General features: G+C 64.3%; 17 protein-coding genes. 15 read left to right on the forward strand and 2 right to left on the reverse strand.

Annotated features, from left to right (window positions below):
• Positions 1-172 precede the first annotated feature (172 nt).
• Entirely contained in the window at positions 173-742 is a 570-nt protein-coding gene (locus tag AC1RR3_RS18210) for a NifU family protein (protein WP_492824491.1), read from the forward strand.
• A 55-nt stretch (positions 743-797) separates the two neighbouring features.
• Here the strand turns inward: AC1RR3_RS18210 and AC1RR3_RS18215 are convergent, their stop codons facing one another.
• Positions 798-2483, reverse strand: coding sequence for a methyl-accepting chemotaxis protein (locus AC1RR3_RS18215; protein ID WP_492824492.1), 1686 nt, complete (start codon positions 2481-2483; stop codon positions 798-800).
• A 315-nt stretch (positions 2484-2798) separates the two neighbouring features.
• On the opposite strand from AC1RR3_RS18215, the gene tsaB reads away from it, so the two are divergent.
• The 12 genes from tsaB to trmB all read left to right on the forward strand — a co-directional run bounded on the left by tsaB (position 2799) and on the right by trmB (position 13637).
• Entirely contained in the window at positions 2799-3491 is a 693-nt protein-coding gene (tsaB, locus tag AC1RR3_RS18220) for a tRNA (adenosine(37)-N6)-threonylcarbamoyltransferase complex dimerization subunit type 1 TsaB (RefSeq protein WP_492824493.1), read from the forward strand.
• Positions 3488-3973 (forward strand): ribosomal protein S18-alanine N-acetyltransferase, encoded by a 486-nt coding sequence (gene rimI, locus AC1RR3_RS18225; RefSeq protein ID WP_492824494.1) that lies wholly within the window; start codon positions 3488-3490, stop codon positions 3971-3973. Before tsaB ends, rimI begins: the two co-directional genes overlap by 4 nt.
• A 38-nt stretch (positions 3974-4011) precedes the next feature.
• Positions 4012-4467 carry a Fur family transcriptional regulator gene (locus AC1RR3_RS18230; RefSeq protein WP_492824495.1) on the forward strand — a complete coding sequence of 152 codons (456 nt, stop codon included), beginning with the start codon at positions 4012-4014 and terminating at the stop codon, positions 4465-4467.
• Between the two features lie 4 nt (positions 4468-4471).
• Entirely contained in the window at positions 4472-5152 is a 681-nt protein-coding gene (locus tag AC1RR3_RS18235; RefSeq protein WP_492824496.1) for an HAD family hydrolase, read from the forward strand.
• 138 nt (positions 5153-5290) lie between these two features.
• Complete coding sequence (gene miaB, locus AC1RR3_RS18240) at positions 5291-6688, forward strand: tRNA (N6-isopentenyl adenosine(37)-C2)-methylthiotransferase MiaB (RefSeq protein WP_492824497.1); 1398 nt, start codon at positions 5291-5293, stop codon at positions 6686-6688.
• A gap of 64 nt (positions 6689-6752) precedes the next feature.
• Positions 6753-7748, forward strand: a complete 996-nt coding sequence (locus tag AC1RR3_RS18245) for a PhoH family protein (protein WP_492824498.1) — start codon at positions 6753-6755, stop codon at positions 7746-7748.
• A gap of 81 nt (positions 7749-7829) precedes the next feature.
• Positions 7830-8318 (forward strand): rRNA maturation RNase YbeY, encoded by a 489-nt coding sequence (gene ybeY, locus AC1RR3_RS18250; protein ID WP_492824499.1) that lies wholly within the window; start codon positions 7830-7832, stop codon positions 8316-8318.
• Position 8319: 1 nt separating this feature from the next.
• A complete protein-coding gene (locus AC1RR3_RS18255) occupies positions 8320-9438 on the forward strand; it encodes a hemolysin family protein (protein WP_492824500.1) in 1119 nt (372 codons plus the stop codon).
• Entirely contained in the window at positions 9435-11048 is a 1614-nt protein-coding gene (gene lnt, locus AC1RR3_RS18260; protein WP_492824501.1) for an apolipoprotein N-acyltransferase, read from the forward strand. The genes AC1RR3_RS18255 and lnt overlap by 4 nt, the downstream gene beginning before the upstream one ends.
• A 231-nt stretch (positions 11049-11279) precedes the next feature.
• The gene (locus AC1RR3_RS18265; protein ID WP_008131807.1) at positions 11280-11693 is read left to right on the forward strand and encodes a helix-turn-helix domain-containing protein; all 414 of its coding nucleotides are present in this window, start codon (positions 11280-11282) and stop codon (positions 11691-11693) included.
• Between the two features lie 79 nt (positions 11694-11772).
• The gene (locus AC1RR3_RS18270; RefSeq protein WP_492824502.1) at positions 11773-12930 is read left to right on the forward strand and encodes a M20 family metallopeptidase; all 1158 of its coding nucleotides are present in this window, start codon (positions 11773-11775) and stop codon (positions 12928-12930) included.
• Positions 12927-13637 (forward strand): tRNA (guanosine(46)-N7)-methyltransferase TrmB, encoded by a 711-nt coding sequence (trmB, locus tag AC1RR3_RS18275; RefSeq protein WP_492824503.1) that lies wholly within the window; start codon positions 12927-12929, stop codon positions 13635-13637. Before AC1RR3_RS18270 ends, trmB begins: the two co-directional genes overlap by 4 nt.
• Here the strand turns inward: trmB and AC1RR3_RS18280 are convergent.
• Positions 13634-14716: a DUF2336 domain-containing protein gene (locus AC1RR3_RS18280; protein WP_492824504.1), complete on the reverse strand. Its 1083-nt coding sequence runs from the start codon at positions 14714-14716 to the stop codon at positions 13634-13636. The two genes, trmB and AC1RR3_RS18280, sit on opposite strands and share 4 nt — an antisense overlap.
• A 362-nt stretch (positions 14717-15078) precedes the next feature.
• On the opposite strand from AC1RR3_RS18280, the gene rimP reads away from it, so the two are divergent.
• Positions 15079-15837 carry a ribosome maturation factor RimP gene (gene rimP, locus AC1RR3_RS18285; protein WP_492824505.1) on the forward strand — a complete coding sequence of 253 codons (759 nt, stop codon included), beginning with the start codon at positions 15079-15081 and terminating at the stop codon, positions 15835-15837.
• Between the two features lie 2 nt (positions 15838-15839).
• Positions 15840-17450 carry a transcription termination factor NusA gene (nusA, locus tag AC1RR3_RS18290; protein WP_492824506.1) on the forward strand — a complete coding sequence of 537 codons (1611 nt, stop codon included), beginning with the start codon at positions 15840-15842 and terminating at the stop codon, positions 17448-17450.
• Positions 17451-17469 lie beyond the last annotated feature (19 nt).

Below are 17469 nucleotides of genomic sequence, written 5' to 3' on the forward strand. Positions count from 1 at the left end.
TGGATGGCCGGGACAAGCCCGGCCATGACGGTGCAGAGGCTTTTTGGGTGCCCTAACCCGCTGATATGACAACGAAACGCCCTCGCCGCCCCTTGACCGTGCGTTCCCCGTCGCCATCTGCTAGGGAATAGGCCACGCGCCGGCCTTGAACCGGCGACGTCTGGAGAAAACCATGTTCATTCAAACCGAAGCCACCCCCAATCCCGCCACGCTGAAATTCATTCCCGGCCGCGTTGTCGTCGACGGCGGCCCGATGGAATTCGCGAGCCGCGAATCGGCCACGCGTTCGCCGCTCGCGGAAAAGCTGTTCGACGTGCCCGGCGTCACCGGCGTGTTCTACGGATCGGATTTCATCACCGTGACCAAGGCGGACGGTGAGTGGCAGCAGCTCAAGCCCGCGATCCTCGGTGCCATCATGGAGCACTACATGTCCGGCGCGCCGCTGCTCGCTGACGGCGCAGCTCAGAGCGCGGCCGATCTCGACGACGAGGACGAGTTCTTCGACGAGTCCGATGCCGAGACGGTCGACATGATCAAGGATCTGATCGAGACCCGCGTGCGGCCCGCGGTCGCCAATGACGGCGGCGACATCACCTTCCGCGGCTTCAAGGACGGTATCGTCTATCTCAACATGAAGGGCTCCTGCGCCGGCTGCCCGTCATCGACCGCGACGCTCCAGCACGGCATCCAGAATCTCTTGAAGCACTTCGTGCCCGACGTGGTCGAAGTCCGGCCGATGTAAGCACGGTGCCGTAGGGTGGATTACGCCTTCGGCTACTCCACCCTACGAGACCTTCCTACGCCGCCTGGCCGATGCTTGCCGCCTCTTCCGCGGCCTTGCGCATGCTGGCCGACATCTCGTTGGTGACGGTGCTCTGCTCCTCGACGGCGGCAGCCGTTGACGACACATATTCGTTGACGCCCTCGATCGCACCCCGGATCGCCCCCAGCGCGGCGACCACGTCGACCGAGATGCCGTTGAGATTGCCGATCTCCTGCTCGATCCGGTCGGCCGCCTGCTTGGCCTGATTGGCAAGGTTCTTCACCTCCGACGCCACGACGGCAAAGCCGCGACCGGCCTCGCCGGCGCGCGCGGACTCGATGGTGGCATTCAGCGCCAGCAGATTGATCTGGCCGGTGATGTTGCCGATGAGCTGCACGATCATGCTCATCGACTCCGCCGCTTGCGTCAGCCGCTGCGCCTGCTGGTCCGCCGCCTCGACCCGGTCGACCGCGGTCGAAGCAGTCTGGCGCGAGCGCGTCATCGCCTCCGCGATCTCGCGCACCGAGGCGTTGAGCTCCTCGGCTCCGGCAGCGACCGAGTCCATCATGTCGCGCACCTTCTCGCTGCGCTTGCGCGCGATCACCTGGGCGGTGGTGTCGGAGGCGTATTTCACGACCTTGAACGGCTTGCCGTTGAGATCGCGGATCGGATTGTAGGAGGCCTGGATGAAGACCTGCCGCCCGCCCTTGCCGACACGCTGATATTCGCCGGACTGGAATTCACCGGCGTTCAGCCTGGCCCAGAAGGCGCGGTAGGCTTCGCTGTCGCGCTCATCGGCGCCCACGAACATGCTGTGATGCCTGCCGACGATCTCGGGCAGTGTATAGCCGAGCGCGCCGAGGAAGTTCTCGTTGGCGGTCAGAACCTTGCCATCCATGTCGAACTCGATCACGGCCTGCGACTTGCCGATCGCCTCGATCTGCCCGGCAAAATTCGCGTTCGACAACTTTTGCGCGCTGATGTCGGTGGCAAACTTCACCACCTTGAACGGTTTGCCGGCGTCGTCGAGGATGGGATTGTAGGAGGCGAGAATCCAGACTTCTTTGCCACCCTTGCCGAAGCGCTTGTACTCGGCCGACTGGAATTCGCCGCGGGCGAGCTTCGCCCAGAACGCGCGATAGGCCGCGCTGTCACGCTCGCCCCCACCGACGAACATGCCGTGATGCCGGCCCTGGATCTCGTCGAGCCGATAGCCCATCACACCCAGGAAATTTTCGTTGGCGGTGATGATGGTGCCATCGAGATTGAATTCGATCACCGCCTGCGCGCGGCCGATCGCGGAAATCTTTCCGGCATCTTCCAGACTGCGGATCTTGCGCGCCGTGATGTCGGTCGCGAACTTGATGACCTTTACCGGCTTGCCTGCCTCGTCGATGATCGGATTGTAGGACGCCTGGATCCAGATCTCGCGGCCGTCCTTGCCAAGGCGCTTGTATTCCGCGGATTGATATTCGCCGCGGGCAAGCTTCGCCCAGAACGCGCGGTAGGCCGCGCTATCCCGCTCCTCCGGCACCACGAACATGCTGTGGTGCTTGCCCTTGATCTCGTCGAGCCGATAACCGATCGCATCCAGAAAATTCTGGTTGGCCGTCACGATGGTGCCGTCGAGATTGAACTCGATCACCGCCTGCGACTTGCCGAGCGCGATGACCTGAGCCAAAGCCTCCCTTGCCGAAGAACCGCTGCGCCAAAAAAACATCAATGAATCCCTTTGCAAATGTCCTGACCGCGCGCGACCTGATCCGCCAAAATGCTCTGCCCGAGTCGTCGTTAACTCGATTTTCCGCTATGCACGCAAGGTGACATTGGATTGCTAAGGCTTTCTTAAAATTAAAATATTTCAAATACTTAGCTGGACATCACGGAGGTTGCAATCCATCCGGCCGCTTCAAAAATGGGGCGCGAAGCTCCCATCGTGTTCCCGCGCACGTAGAATTACGGAACCGGCTGTGCGCCTGTCGAGAAGTGAAACTTGCTCTGGTTCGACCGCGGCGGAACCGACTAAGCTGATTCCATGCTGATCCTTGCCATCGATACCGCGCTGGAGGCGTGCGCGGCCGCCGTTCTCGACACCGACGCCGGCGAGCTCCTTGCACAGGAGCAGCTTCTCATGAAGCGCGGCCATGCCGAGGCCCTGATGCCGATGATTGCGCGCGTCATGCAATCGACCAATCTCGCTTTCACCTCGCTCGACCGCATCGCCGTCACCGTCGGCCCCGGAAGCTTCACCGGCCTCCGCGTCGGCATTTCGGCCGCACGCGGCCTTGCGCTCGCGGCCAAGCGCCCCGCCGTCGGACTGACGACGTTATCGGCCTATGCCGCGACCGTCGTCGGCCAGAGCGGAACGGCACCGGTGATCTCGGCGATCGATGCGCGGCACGATCACGTCTATTTCCAGATCGTGGCCGGCGACGGCAGCCAATTGGTGCGGCCGGGCGTCGCTTCTATCGACGAGGCGATTGCGGCCTCGCAATTCGGCGCGCCGCATCTGGTCGGCAACGCCGCAAAGATCCTTGCCGATCGCTGGCCGAAGGATGGGCCGCAACCCGTTGCAATCGACGCGCAGCCTGCGCCCGACATCAGCTGGGTCGCCTGGCTCGGCGCCGCAGCCAATCCCGAGGCGAATCCGGCGCGGCCGTTCTATCTGAAGGCGCCCGATGCAAAGCCGGCCGCATTGCCGCCGCTCGCACAAGCCGCAAACTCATGATGAGATGGTTTTCGGAATGGTGGCGCGGCGGCACGGCCGCCGTCGAGCCCGCCTCCGCGCGTGACGCCGCGCGGCTCGCGCAGCTTCACGGCGCCTCCTTCGCGCACGGCTGGGGCGAAGGCGAGTTCGAGAGCATGCTAAGTGAGCGCAACACGCTGGTGCATCGGCTGCGGCTCGACCGCAAGACGATCGGCTTTGCGGTGTCGCGGATCGGCGCCGACGAAGCGGAAATCCTCTCGATCGCGGTGGACCAGGCCCAGCGCGGCCGCGGCCTCTCCCGTACGCTGCTGATGACCCATCTCGGCCATCTCGCCGGGCGCGGCGTGCGCACGATATTTCTCGAAGTCGAGGAGAATAACCAGCCGGCGCGGCGACTCTATGACAAGGCCGGATTCATGGTGGTCGGACGTCGCGAACGCTACTATAAGCAGCCGAACGGGGACCAATTGAACGCCCTTCTGATGCGACGTGACTTGTCGTAATATTGATGGCAGATAGCGCCCCGTCAGGCAGACAACACATGAGTGGACTTAAAGCTTCTCCCGCATCCAAGGCGTCCGGCATCGAAGCGCGCTGTGCCGCCACCGGCATGCGCATGACCGAGCAGCGCCGCGTCATCGCGCGCGTGCTTGCGGAGGCCGTCGATCATCCCGATGTCGAGGAATTGTACCGGCGCTGCGTCGCGGTCGACGACAAGATCTCGATCTCGACGGTGTACCGCACCGTCAAACTGTTCGAGGATGCCGGCATCATCGAGCGCCATGATTTCCGCGAGGGCCGCGCGCGCTACGAGACGATGCGCGACAGCCATCACGACCACCTCATCAATCTGCGCGATGGCAAGGTGATCGAGTTCACCTCCGAAGAGATCGAGAAGCTCCAGGCGGAGATCGCCCGCAAGCTTGGCTACAAGCTGGTCGATCACCGGCTCGAGCTCTATTGCGTCCCGCTCGACGACGACAAGCCGACGTCCTGATCTGGTGTCGGTAGATCTCATCATCTTCGATTGCGACGGCGTGCTCGTGGACAGCGAGGTGATCTCCTGTCGTGCGCATGCGGATGTGCTGACGCGGCACGGTTATCCGATCACATCCGAGCAGGTGCTGGTCCGCTTCCTCGGCGTATCCGAGAAAGATGCGCGACGGATGGTCGAGCAGGAAATCGGCCGCAGCCTCCCTGACGATCTGGAGAGCCAGGTGAACGCGGCAACGCTGCAATTCTACGCCAGCGATCTGCAGCCGATCACCCATGTGGCGGCAGCGATCGCCGCGATCGATTTGCCCAAATGCGTTGCCTCGAGCGGCACGCCGGAAAAGATCCATCACGGCCTGACATGCGCCGGGCTCTATGACCTGCTCGCCCCGAACATCTTTTCGGCAAGCCAGGTCGCGCGCGGCAAGCCTGCGCCCGATCTGTTTCTGTTTGCCGCCGGGCAGATGAAGGCCGCACCGGAACGCTGCGTCGTGATCGAGGACAGCGTGCCCGGCGTAACCGGCGCGCACGCCGCCGGGATGACCGTGCTGGGCTTCCACGGCGGCAGCCACTGCCCGCCGGGTCATGCCGAAAGGCTGCGGGCCGCCGGCGCCGGACTGACATTCGACGATATGCGGCAATTGCCCGAGCTGGTCCGGCGGGTCGCAGCGGACGCCCTGACGGGCTGATATCGGCCATTTTGCATCATTTTGGGCGTGCGCAGAGCACTTGAACCCGGAATGACCGTCTAAAAAGCGGCCATTCGCTGGATTTTCGTCCCTCCAGCCTATATCTGAGGGCCGTCCTCCACCTCCATTCCAGGTTCCATGACGCCGCCGCGCAAGCTGCACATCAAATCTTATGGCTGCCAGATGAACGTCTACGATGCCCAGCGCATGGTGGACACGCTGGCCCCCGAAGGATTCGTGGAGACGGCCAGCGCAGAGGACGCCGACCTCGTCATCCTCAACACCTGCCATATCCGCGAGAAGGCCTCCGAAAAGGTCTATTCCGAGCTCGGCCGGCTGCGCCTCGCCAAGGACGAGGCCGCGCGCGGGGGCCGGACGATGCAGATCGCGGTCGCCGGCTGCGTTGCGCAGGCCGAAGGCGGGGAGATCACGCGGCGCGCGCCGGTCGTCGATGTCGTGGTCGGCCCACAGAGCTACCATCACCTTCCGGAGCTTCTGAAGCGGGCGCGCGAGGAAGGCCGCGCGATCGAGACCGAATTTCCCGCCGCGGACAAGTTCGGCTTCCTGGCCCAGCCGAAACCCGCCGCGATCCGCGCGCGCGGCATTTCCGCTTTCGTCACGGTGCAGGAAGGCTGCGACAAGTTCTGCACCTTCTGCGTCGTGCCTTATACGCGCGGCGCCGAAGTCTCGCGTCCTGTGGCGAAGATCGTCGACGACGTGAAGCGGCTGGCCGACAACGGCGTGCGCGAGCTCACGCTGATCGGGCAGAACGTCAACGCCTATCATGGCGACGGACCGGACGGAAAAAGCTGGGGGCTTGGCCGATTGCTCGAGCATCTGGCGACGATTCCCGGCATCGCACGGCTGCGCTATTCGACCAGCCACCCCCGCGACGTCGATGACAGTCTGATCGCGGCCCATCGCGATCTCGATGCCTTGATGCCGTTCGTACACCTGCCGGTGCAGTCGGGCTCGGACCGGATTCTGGCCGCCATGAACCGGAAACATACCGCCGATGATTATCTCGATGTCATCGACCGTTTCCGCTCTGCACGCCAAGACATTGCTTTTTCATCAGATTTTATCGTGGGCTTCCCGGGCGAAAGCGAGCAAGATTTTCTCGCCACTCTCGCGCTTGTCACGCAAATCGGCTACGCTGCGGCGTATTCGTTCAAATACTCCGCCCGGCCGGGAACGCCGGCCGCGGATATGCAGGAGACGGTGTCCCCTTCCGAGATGGACCAGCGATTGGAGCGGCTCCAGGAACTGATCGACAGCCAGCAATCGGCCTTCAACAAGGCTGCGATTGGCTCAACGGTCGATGTGCTGTTCGAGCGGCCGGCGCGCAAGGATGGCCAGATCGTCGGTCGCACCGCCTTCCTCCAGCCCGCCCATGTGATGGCCTCGCCCGACATTATCGGACAGATCCTGCCTGTCAGAATCGACAGCCTTGAACGCTATAGTTTCCTCGGCGAGCTCGTGATCCCGCGCGTTGCGCACGAGCCCGCTTTATCGCCCATAGCCACTGGAGCCTGAACCCTTGCCAAAAAGCGCATCGGATTCGTCTTCTATCGCTCCCAGCCGCAAATTTGACCGCGACATGCAAGTTCCGCCCGAGACCCAGGTCGTCATCGACTTCGACGACAACCGCGCCGCATCCGCGCTGGTCGGCCCCTACGGCCAGCACCTCGCGCAGATCGAGCGGCGGCTCGGCGTCGTGGTCGATTCCAAGGGCAACCACATCACGATCGGCGGCTCGCGCGACGGCTGCGATGCCGCACGCCGTGTGCTGGAGACGCTCTACGCCCAGGCCGTGAAAGGCCAGGACCTCGACCAGGGCGAGGTCGAAGGCGCGATCCGTGCGGTCATCGCCCAGGGGTCGCTGTTCGAGTTCGACGCCAAGTCGGGCAAGTCGACCTTCGACAGCATCAATTTGCGCAAGCGCCCGGTGCGCGCGCGCACCGCCGCGCAGGACTCTTACATCCGGGCGCTGAAGCGCCACGAGCTGGTGTTTGGCATTGGACCTGCCGGCACCGGCAAGACCTGGCTCGCCGTCGCGCATGCCGCGCAGCTGTTCGAGCGCAAGGAGGTCGACAAGATCATCCTGTCGCGTCCGGCGGTGGAAGCCGGCGAGCGGCTCGGCTTTTTGCCCGGCGATCTCCGCGAGAAGGTCGATCCCTATCTGCGCCCGATCTACGACGCGCTGTACGACCTCATGGACGCCCGCATCGTCGAGCGCGCGCTGCAGACCGGCGAGATCGAAATTGCGCCGCTCGCCTTCATGCGCGGCCGCACGCTGACCAACGCCGCCATCATCCTGGACGAGGCGCAGAACACCACGTCGATGCAGATGAAGATGTTCCTGACGCGTCTCGGCGAGAACAGCCGCATGATCGTGACCGGCGACCCCTCGCAGATCGACCTGCCGAACGGCCAGACCTCGGGTCTCGCGGAAGCGACCCGCCTGCTGAACGGCGTCGAAGGCATTGCACAAGTTCATTTCAAAGCCGAGGACGTGATCCGCCACGAACTCGTGGCGCGGATCGTCTCCGCCTATGAAGGGCAGCCGCAGCGGCCGGCCGCCGGTAAATCCTGACGGGACAACAGCCGGACCAGCGGGCGCGGACGCAAGCGCCTTTCGTTCCGAACAAAGACAATGTCACACCCCAACCTTCCCATGACCGAGGTCCTCGTCGTTGCCGATTGCTGGCAGCGCGAACCTGATTCCGAGACCGTGATCCAGCGCGCAGTCGCGGCCGCCGCCGAAAGCGTCGACGAAGACGTCGCGGACGCCGAAGTGGCCGTGATGCTGACCGATGATGCCGGCATCCGCACCCTCAACAGCAACTGGCGCGGCATCGACAAGCCGACCAACGTGCTGTCGTTTCCCGCACTCCAGCCCGAAGGCGAATGGAAACCCGGCGATGCGCCGCGGATGCTCGGCGACATCGCGATCGCCTATGAGACCATGCGGCGCGAGGCGGACGAGGAGAAGAAGCCGTTCGACCATCATTTGAGCCATCTCGCGGTCCACGGTTTCCTGCATCTGGTCGGCTACGACCACGAAAACGACGACGACGCGGAAGAGATGGAAGCGCTGGAGACTGAGATCCTGGCTCATCTCGGCATCCCCGATCCCTATGCCGATCGCCCGGGGACGCACTGAGATGCCGGATTCCGAACCGATCCACGACAATCCGCGCAACACGGCCAATTTGCCGGCGGTGGTGACGCCTGGCGAGGTGTTGCGTCCGACCGCCGACGGCTGGCTGCTGCGTGCGATCCGCACGCTGTTCGGCTGGAAGGCGGGATCGGTGCGCGACGATCTCCAGGTCGTGCTCGACGCCACGACACCCGACGACACCGGCTTCTCCGCAGTTGAGCGCACCATGCTGCGCAATATCCTCGGCCTGCATGAACGTCGCATCGCCGACGTCATGGTGCATCGCGCCGACATCATCGCAGTGAAGCGCGACATCCCGCTCGGCGAGCTGATGGATCGTTTTGAGAGCGCCGGCCATTCGCGGCTCGTGGTCTACAACGAAACGCTCGACGACCCCGTCGGCATCGTCCATATCCGCGATCTGCTCGCCTTCATGACCGCGCGCGCACGCGTGTCCGAGACCACCAAGACCAAGCGCAAGAAGCCGCTGCCGGCCGGCCTCGACCTGCGGACGGTCGACCTCGCGCTGCCGCTTGGGGATGCGCGCATCATCCGCAAGCTGCTCTACGTGCCGCCGTCGATGCGGGCGATCGACCTGCTCGCGCAGATGCAGGCGACACGCATCCATCTGGCGCTGGTGGTCGACGAATATGGCGGCAGCGACGGGCTGGTTTCGCTCGAGGACATCGTCGAGCAGATCGTCGGCGAGATCGACGACGAGCATGACAGCGACGAGCCGCCCTCGATCGTGCGCCTGCCCGACAACGCCTTCATCGCCGACGCCCGCGCCAGCCTCGATGACGTCCGCACCGTGATCGGCGAAGACTTCGTCACCGGCGAAGCCGGCGAGGAGGTCGAGACGCTGGGCGGCTATCTCGTCAGCTTCGTCGGGCGCCTTCCGGTGCGTGGCGAGGTGATCTCGGGCCCCGGCCATTACGAGGTCGAGGTGCTCGATGCCGATCCGCGCCGCGTCAAGCGGCTGCGGATCTCGACGCGAAAGGAACGTCCCGCACCGCGCACCCAGCGCGAGAGCCGTCGCCGCGAGGCACCACCGGAGAGCGGTCAACCGCCGTCAAGCGACACGCCGACCCCGCCGCCAGGCGACGGGACCGGCCCGCAGTGAGCGCGTTCCAGCGATTTCGGCAGATTGCGCTTGCCATCATCCTGACCTGGGGATGGAAGCGCGCGCTGCTCGCGATGGCTGCCGGCGCGCTGTCGGTGCTGGCGCTGGCGCCATTCAATATCTTTCCGGTGCTGTTCATCACCTTCCCGGTGCTGGTCTGGTTGATCGACGGCGCCGGCGCTGGACGATATGGCGGCGTCCCCGCCGCGGCACTGACCGGTTACTGGTTCGGGCTCGGCTATTTCGTGCCCGGGCTTTACTGGATCGGCTACGCCTTCTTCGTCGACGCCGATATTTTCGCCTGGCTGACGCCGTTCGCCGTGCTGGGCCTGCCGGCCTATCTTTCCATCTTCACCGCGATCGGGTTTGCGCTCGCACGCCTGCTCTGGACCAAGAACGCCACGCGCGTGCTTGCGCTCGCAGCAAGCCTCACCATCGCCGAATGGCTGCGCGGTCACGCGCTGACCGGCTTTCCCTGGAACGCGTTCGGCTATGCGCTGTCCGAGCCGCTGCCGCTCGCGCAAACGGCCTCGCTGATCGGCCTGTGGGGCATGACGTTCCTCAGCATTGCGATTTTTGCGAGCCCGGCGACGCTGATCGACCGCACGCCCGATCGCCGCCCGGCGTGGCGGGCGCCGGCCGCGGCAATTGCGCTTCTGATTGTCATGAGCATCTTCGGCGCGATCCGCCTGTCGCTGCATCCGACCACGATGGTCGCGGGCACCAAGCTGCGCCTGATGCAGCCCGACCTCCAGCAGGACGCGAAATTCAACTACGCCGCCAAGGCGGAGGTGATGAAGAAATACCTCGCGCTGTCGGACCGCGCCTCCGGCCCGCAATCAACCGGCGTGCGCGATGCCACCATCCTGATCTGGCCGGAATCAGCGTTTCCGTTCTTCCTGACCCGCGAAGCCGACGCGATGGCGCAAATCGCCGAGCTTCTGCCGAAGGGCACGGTGCTGATCACGGGTTCGGTGCGCGCGCCCGACTTGCCGCGGGGAACCCCGATCACGCGTGCCTATAATTCGATCTACGTGATCGATCACGAAGGCAGCGTGCTGTCAGTCTACGACAAGCTGCATCTGGTGCCGTTCGGCGAATTTCTTCCCTACCAGGAGCTGATGGAGAAGCTCGGCTTCGAGCAACTGACGCGCATGCGCGGCGGCTTTATTCCCGGCACCGTGCGGCATGCGCTGGCAGTGCCGGGCGCTCCAAGCGCGCTTCCGCTGATCTGCTACGAAGCCATCTTTCCCGGTGAGGTTGCCGGACGCAACGAGCGTCCCGGCTGGATCGTGAACCTCACCAATGACGGCTGGTTCGGCATCTCGACCGGACCCTATCAGCATCTGGAGCAGGCACGGATGCGCGCGATCGAGCTCGGATTGCCGCTGGTTCGTTCCGCCAATACCGGCGTCTCCGCAGTGATCGATCCGGTGGGCCGCACCGTCGCCAGCCTCGGTCTCGGAGTCGAAGGCATTTTGGATGCAAGCCTGCCTGCCGCAATCCCGCCGACCGTCTATGCGCGGGTGGGCGATGTGCCCGCAGCCATGCTGGTCGCACTGGCCGTGTTTCTCGCGGTCCGCCGACGTGTTGCCAAACGGCACCCCTGATCGCGTCGTCGCTAGCGGTTTTTGGTCGAGGTGACCGGAATCCTTTGACAACCGTAGTCCCACGGTTGACAGACTGCACGCGGGTTCCTCATTCTGCACCCGCTGCGAAAGACAGTGGGCATTGCTAAATTTCTCCGCAATGTTTCCCAATAACAGGGTTTGATTTTTACGATGCTGGCACCTGAGGCATTCCGTCGATTGCGCTGAAGGTGGTGTTTGGAGGCTGAGGAAATGTCGAAAGCGCCCAACCCTGTTGACAAATATGTCGGCAGCCGCGTGCGTATGCGCCGCATCATGTTGGGCATGAGCCAGGAAAAGCTCGGTGAAGCTTTGGGCCTGACTTTCCAGCAGATTCAGAAATACGAGAAGGGCACGAACCGGGTCGGCGCAAGCCGCATCCAGCAGATCGCCGAGATTTTGCAGGTGCCGGTGTCGTTCCTGTTCGAGGGCGGCCCGAGCGGCGTGGCCGGGCCGGACGGCTTCGCCGAAGGCGCCTCGCCCTCTTATGTTTCGGACTTCCTCGCGACCTCCGAAGGTCTCGCTTTGACCAAGGCGTTCACGCGAATCACCGATTCGAAGATGCGCCGCTCGATCGTCGATCTCGTCGAGCAGATCGCCGCCCGCGAAGGCCCCGACAAGCGCTGAGCGCCATTCCGATTTGAGACTGCGCCAAATCTGGCCTATGTCGTCATTTGTGGCCGCGTATTGATGCGCGTCCGCTCAGATGATGCGATTCAAAGGCATAGATGCGTCCATGGCGAGCTCAAATTGGTTCGATACCCAAACTATTCTCGATGGCATCCGGCGCTGGGTAGAGATCGAGACGCCGACAGAGGCGCCTGAACAAGTCAACAAACTCGTGTCGCTGGTCGCGGATCAACACCGCGATTTGCCTGTCACGCTTGAACGTATCGCCGGCATCGACGGCTGCGGCGATCATCTCCTGGCACGCTCGACCTGGGGCCAGGGGCAGCCGGGCATTCTGGTGCTGAGCCACCTCGATACCGTTCATCCCCTCGGCTTCATCGAGCGCCTGCCGTTCAAGGTCGAAGGCGACAGCGCGTTCGGTCCCGGCATCTACGACATGAAGGGCGGCGCTTATATCGCCCATCACGCATTTCGCGCACTCTGCGCCGACGGCAATCATTCGCCGCTCGGCATCACCCACATGTTCACCTCCGACGAGGAGATCGGCAGCCCCACCTCGCGTGCGCTGATCGAGAAGGAAGGCCGCAAGGCCAAATATGTGCTGGTGACGGAACCGGCGCGCGACGGCGGCAAGATCGTCACCGGACGCAAGGGCGTCGGGCGTTTCCATGTGTTCATCAAGGGCGTGCCCGCACATGCCGGCTCGCGGCCCGAAGACGGCCGCAGCGCCGTCCGCGAGCTTGCCAACGTCATCCACACGCTGGAAGCGATGAACGATTTGAAGCGTGGCGTCACCGTCAATGTCGGCGTGGTCCGCGGCGGCACGCGGCCCAATGTGACGCCGGAAGAGGCCTATGCCGAAGTCGATCTGCGTGTTCCGAGCTTCGCCGACGCGGAGGAGTTCGTCGGCAAGATCCTCGGGCTGACATCGAAGACCGAAGGTGTCACCGTCACGGTCAAGGGCGAGCTCAACCGTCCGCCCTACGAGAAGGGCAATGCGGGCGCTTCGCTGTACGAGCACGCAAAGACGCTCGCGGCAGAGATCGGCTTCGAGCTGATCGACACCTATAGCGGCGGCGGCTCGGACGGCAATTTCACCGCTCCCCACACCGGGACGCTCGATGGACTCGGCGTCGACGGCAAGGGCGCGCACACTCATTATGAGCAGCTCTACGTCTCGTCGCTCGAACCGCGCGCACGGCTGCTCTATCGGCTCTATCAGACGCTGCGATGAGCGAGCGCAAATCAGAGCCCGATCGCGATGACGGCGAGCGTGCCTTCTTCGGGCGGCGCAAGGGCCACAAGCTCAGGCAGCATCAGGCCGAGCTGATCGATCATCTGCTGCCGCATCTTGCACTCGACATCGAGGGCGAAAGGCCGGCCGATGCCCGCGAGATCTTCGATCCCGCGGCGGAGAATGTGCGGCTCGAGATCGGGTTTGGCGGCGGCGAGCATCTTGCAGCCGAAGCGGAGAACTTCGCCACCACCGGCTTCATCGGCTGCGAGCCTTATGTCAACGGCATGGCCAAAATCCTCGCGCAGATCGAGGCTGCCAACATCGCCAACATCCGCCTATTCGCCGGCGATGCCGCCGAGCTGTTGGCCTGGTTGCCGAAGGCCTCGCTGTCGCGGATCGACCTGATCCATCCCGATCCCTGGCCGAAGCGGCGGCACTGGAAGCGTCGCTTCGTCCAGGACAGGACGATCGCGGCGATGGCGCGCGTGCTCAGGAGCGGCGGTGAATTCCGCTTCGTCTGCGACATCGACGATTACTGCGCGTGGACCCTGTCGCATCTTGCGCGCGCGCCGGATTTCAAATGGCTTGCCGAAGGCGCCGACGATTTCCGGCAACCATGGGCCGGCTACACCATGACGCGCTACGGCCGGAAGGCCACGCGCGAAGGGCGCAAGACGACGTATCTGCGGTTTGAGAGACTCTAGATCGTCTGCCGGTTACGCCAGAAATTCACGACGCGCTCTGCCGTGGTCGGCATCAGGCGCGTGAAGTTCATGCGTGCGGCCTCGATGTCGGCATCAGCAGGCGTGCGATGCGGACCGTACCAGAGCAGGATGAGCGCGCGCACCGTAGGCCAGCCCAGATTCAGCATCCGCCCCAGGATCAGAATCGGATCGTAGCGGTCGCCCGAGATCAGGCGGTCAAGGATCGAGAGGCGGACGCCGGCCATCGCGGAGAGCGAGGCGATCGATTCCTCGTATTTTTGCGCCTTGGCAAAGCCGAGCAGCGCGCTCTCGCCGAGATGCCCCTCGCGATGCAGGGCAAGCACCGTGCGCTGTGCCGCGGAGAAATCGCGCCGCGGCCCGGGCGGCAGCGCGGCCTCCTCGATCGCCGCCATCGCGCGCTTGATCTCGACCTGGCGCACGGGATTGACCACGCTGGAGAGGCGGCGGCGGATGACGTCGAGCGTGCCGTTGAGGAGCTCTTTCAGGTGTTCGCCGGAGAGATCGTTGCGCTGGCCGATCTTGAGTGTCAGCACGCCGTCCTGCGCGGCGCGCTTGATCAGTTCGGAATAGCCGCCAGGCGTGAACATTGCGCCGGCATTGCCCGCGGCACGACGCACCACGTCGCGATCGCCACGTTCGACCAGCACGTCGGTGACGACGGGCGACAGAACGGGACGCTCCGTCATCGCCAGCAGATGGCCCTGGCCCTTCAGCCGCGCGATCTCGACCAGGGAGGCCTCGTCGAGCACGGGCGAGCGGCGCAGCACGGGCCCCGCCACCATGATCTCGTTTTCACGGGCGAGCTGGTTCACCAGGTGCCGCGGCGCGTTGTCCAGGTGCGAGAAGCGCTCGGCGAGATCTACCCGCGAGGCGAGCTCGGCATGCGGGACGAGATCGATCAGGAGATCGTCGAAGAGGTCGATGAGCTCGGGACGAAGCTTGGCGGGATCCTGGAAGAACAGCTCGGAGATGGCACGCGCGATCTCGCCGCGACGCCTTGGGTCGCCGCGTTTGACGATCTCGTCCAGTCCAGGAATGAGCGACGTGGCAACGGTCATGAAAACGCAAACTCGTACGGGGCACGCCGCGGGTGCGCCCTTGGTCCAAGCCGCCCCACAAACAGGGAATTTAGGCCTCGGAGGTGAAGGAAGCGTTGCGCGGTGGCCCGCCAGGCGGACGCAAAAAGCCCTCCTGTGGCCTGCGATGGGCCTTGTCCGGGAGGTCGGAAAGGGCTATATCACCGCCAATTCATCTTCTCATACGATCCGCGTAGTGAGAGTGGGCCCGAAAGGACCCGCTCTTTTTTATTACCTGAACGCGGCTTGGCGGAAGATACGGCCCGACGCGCTGTCGGGAGAGTTCCGAAACGGGCTTTGAAGTCTTAACCAAGCCTTAACCATCGAGCGCCTTGACCCTGGATATGACCGAACCGACCACTGGTTCCACCGATGCCGAGTTGCTGGCCGAGCCGAGGCTCGTGGTCGAGCCGGGCGTTGCGGCACGGGTGTCCGCGGTCGCAGGTCCCGTGCTCGAGGGCATGGGCTACCGCCTGGTGCGGATCCGCATTTCCGGGGAGTCCGGCTGTACCGTGCAGATCATGGCCGAGCGGCCGGACGGCTCGATGCAGCTCGAGGATTGCGAGGCGATCTCGCGGGCACTCTCGCCCGTGCTCGACGTTGCCGACCCCATCGACCGCGCCTACCGGCTGGAGATCTCCTCACCGGGGATCGACCGCCCGCTGGTGCGCCGTTCCGATTTCGAGCGCTATTCCGGCCATCTGGTGAAGATCGACATGGCGGTCGCCCATGAAGGGCGCAAGCGGTTCCGTGGCATGCTCGGTGCCGTCGAAGGCGACCGCGTGCATCTGCGTCGCGACGACGCCAAAGCGAACGACGCTGCCGACGTTCTCCTGACGATGGAAGATATCGGCGAGGCACGCCTGGTGCTGACCGACGAGCTGATCGCGGAATCCATGCGCCGCGGCAAGGCGCAGGAACGCCAGATGCGCCGCGATCTCGGCATCGAGCCGCCGGCTGCACCGCACGCGGAGATCAGTGCGAAGATCACCAAGAACACCAAGCCGCAAAAGAAGAAGCCGGCTCCGACCAATACGAAGAAACATCGCCTTGCCGCCGAACGCGCGCGGCGTGGCGAGATCGAGCCTGACGAAGGAGACTAGCCATGGCAGTCAGCGCCAATCGACTCGAATTGCTCCAGATCGCGGACGCCGTTGCGCGCGAGAAATCGATCGACCGCGGTATCGTCATCGCGGCGATGGAGGACGCCATCGCCAAGGCGGCGCGGGCTCGTTACGGCAGCGAGACTGACGTTCACGCCGAAATCGACCCGAAGAAGGGCGAGCTGCGGCTGTCGCGCCACATGCTGGTGGTCGAGAAGGTCGAAAATCATTCCAACCAGATCTCGCTGGTGGACGCACAGCGTGCCAACCCCGGCGCCCAGGTCGGCGACACCATCGCCGACACCCTGCCGCCGCTGGAATACGGCCGCATCGCCGCGCAGTCGGCCAAGCAGGTGATCGTGCAGAAGGTGCGCGAGGCCGAGCGCGACCGGCAATATCAGGAATTCAAGGACCGTATCGGCGACATCGTCAACGGCGTCGTCAAGCGCGTCGAATATGGCAGCGTGATCGTCGACCTCGGCCGCGGTGAAGCCATCATCCGCCGCGACGAGATGCTGCCGCGCGAAGTGTTCCGCAACGGCGACCGCGTCCGCGCCTACATCTTCGACGTCCGCCGCGAGACGCGCGGCCCGCAGATCTTCCTCTCCCGCACCCACCCGCAGTTCATGGCAAAGCTGTTCGCGCAGGAAGTGCCCGAGATCTATGACGGCATCGTCGAGATCAAGGCGGTCGCCCGCGATCCCGGCTCGCGCGCGAAAATCGGCGTGATTTCCCGCGATTCTTCGGTCGATCCGGTCGGCGCCTGCGTCGGTATGCGCGGCTCGCGCGTGCAGGCCGTGGTGAACGAGCTGCAGGGCGAGAAGATCGACATCATTCCCTGGTCGCCCGACATCGCGACCTTCGTGGTCAACGCGCTGGCGCCGGCTGAAGTCTCCAAGGTCGTCATCGACGAAGACCGCGAGCGCATCGAGGTCGTCGTGCCCGACACCAACAACCAGCTCTCGCTGGCGATCGGCCGCCGCGGCCAGAACGTGCGTCTGGCCTCGCAGCTCACCGGCTGGGACATCGACATCCTGACCGAGCAGGAGGAATCGGAGCGCCGCCAGGCCGACTTCGAGAATTCCACCCGCGTCTTCATGGAATCGCTCAACGTCGACGAAGTGGTCGGCCAGCTGCTGGCGTCCGAAGGCTTCACCTCGGTCGAGGAACTCGCCATGGTGGACATCAAGGAACTCGCCGGCATCGAGGGTTTCGACGAGGAGACCGCGCAGGAACTCCAGAACCGGGCTCGCGAATATCTCGAGCAGCAGGAAGCCGAGATTGAGGCCAAGCGCAAGGAGCTCGGGGTCGAGGATGCCGTCAAGGACGTGCCCGGCGTCACCTTGAAGATGCTGGTGAAATTCGGCGAGAACGACATCAAGACGGTCGACGACCTCGCCGGCTGCGCCACCGACGATCTGGTCGGCTGGACCGAGCGCAAGGAAGGCGGCGAGCAGACCAAGTTCGCCGGCGCGCTCGATGGTCTCGACGTTTCCCGCGACGATGCCGAAGCCATGATCATGCAGGCCCGCGTCAAGGCCGGCTGGATCACCGAGGCCGATCTCGCCAAGCCCGCAGAAGAGGCTGAGGCGACCGAAGATCAGCCGGCTTAAGGGCTAAGGAGAATGTCGC

The sequence above is a fragment of the Bradyrhizobium sp. GW821-FHT13H05 genome, from assembly GCF_058804065.1.

What these genes read in the sequence shown, in the direction of transcription:
- AC1RR3_RS18280 (WP_492824504.1), bottom strand. Translation starts at nt 14,716, where the DNA reads ATGACCGTTGCCACGTCGCTCATTCCTGGACTGGACGAGATCGTCAAA.
- rimP (WP_492824505.1), top strand. Translation starts at nt 15,079, where the DNA reads ATGACCGAACCGACCACTGGTTCCACCGATGCCGAGTTGCTGGCCGAG.
- ybeY (WP_492824499.1), top strand. Translation starts at nt 7,830, where the DNA reads ATGACCGAGGTCCTCGTCGTTGCCGATTGCTGGCAGCGCGAACCTGAT.
- trmB (WP_492824503.1), top strand. Translation starts at nt 12,927, where the DNA reads ATGAGCGAGCGCAAATCAGAGCCCGATCGCGATGACGGCGAGCGTGCC.
- rimI (WP_492824494.1), top strand. Translation starts at nt 3,488, where the DNA reads ATGATGAGATGGTTTTCGGAATGGTGGCGCGGCGGCACGGCCGCCGTC.
- AC1RR3_RS18230 (WP_492824495.1), top strand. Translation starts at nt 4,012, where the DNA reads ATGAGTGGACTTAAAGCTTCTCCCGCATCCAAGGCGTCCGGCATCGAA.
- tsaB (WP_492824493.1), top strand. Translation starts at nt 2,799, where the DNA reads ATGCTGATCCTTGCCATCGATACCGCGCTGGAGGCGTGCGCGGCCGCC.
- AC1RR3_RS18270 (WP_492824502.1), top strand. Translation starts at nt 11,773, where the DNA reads ATGATGCGATTCAAAGGCATAGATGCGTCCATGGCGAGCTCAAATTGG.
- AC1RR3_RS18245 (WP_492824498.1), top strand. Translation starts at nt 6,753, where the DNA reads ATGCAAGTTCCGCCCGAGACCCAGGTCGTCATCGACTTCGACGACAAC.
- nusA (WP_492824506.1), top strand. Translation starts at nt 15,840, where the DNA reads ATGGCAGTCAGCGCCAATCGACTCGAATTGCTCCAGATCGCGGACGCC.
- AC1RR3_RS18210 (WP_492824491.1), top strand. Translation starts at nt 173, where the DNA reads ATGTTCATTCAAACCGAAGCCACCCCCAATCCCGCCACGCTGAAATTC.
- AC1RR3_RS18265 (WP_008131807.1), top strand. Translation starts at nt 11,280, where the DNA reads ATGTCGAAAGCGCCCAACCCTGTTGACAAATATGTCGGCAGCCGCGTG.
- miaB (WP_492824497.1), top strand. Translation starts at nt 5,291, where the DNA reads ATGACGCCGCCGCGCAAGCTGCACATCAAATCTTATGGCTGCCAGATG.
- AC1RR3_RS18215 (WP_492824492.1), bottom strand. Translation starts at nt 2,483, where the DNA reads ATGTTTTTTTGGCGCAGCGGTTCTTCGGCAAGGGAGGCTTTGGCTCAG.
- AC1RR3_RS18255 (WP_492824500.1), top strand. Translation starts at nt 8,320, where the DNA reads ATGCCGGATTCCGAACCGATCCACGACAATCCGCGCAACACGGCCAAT.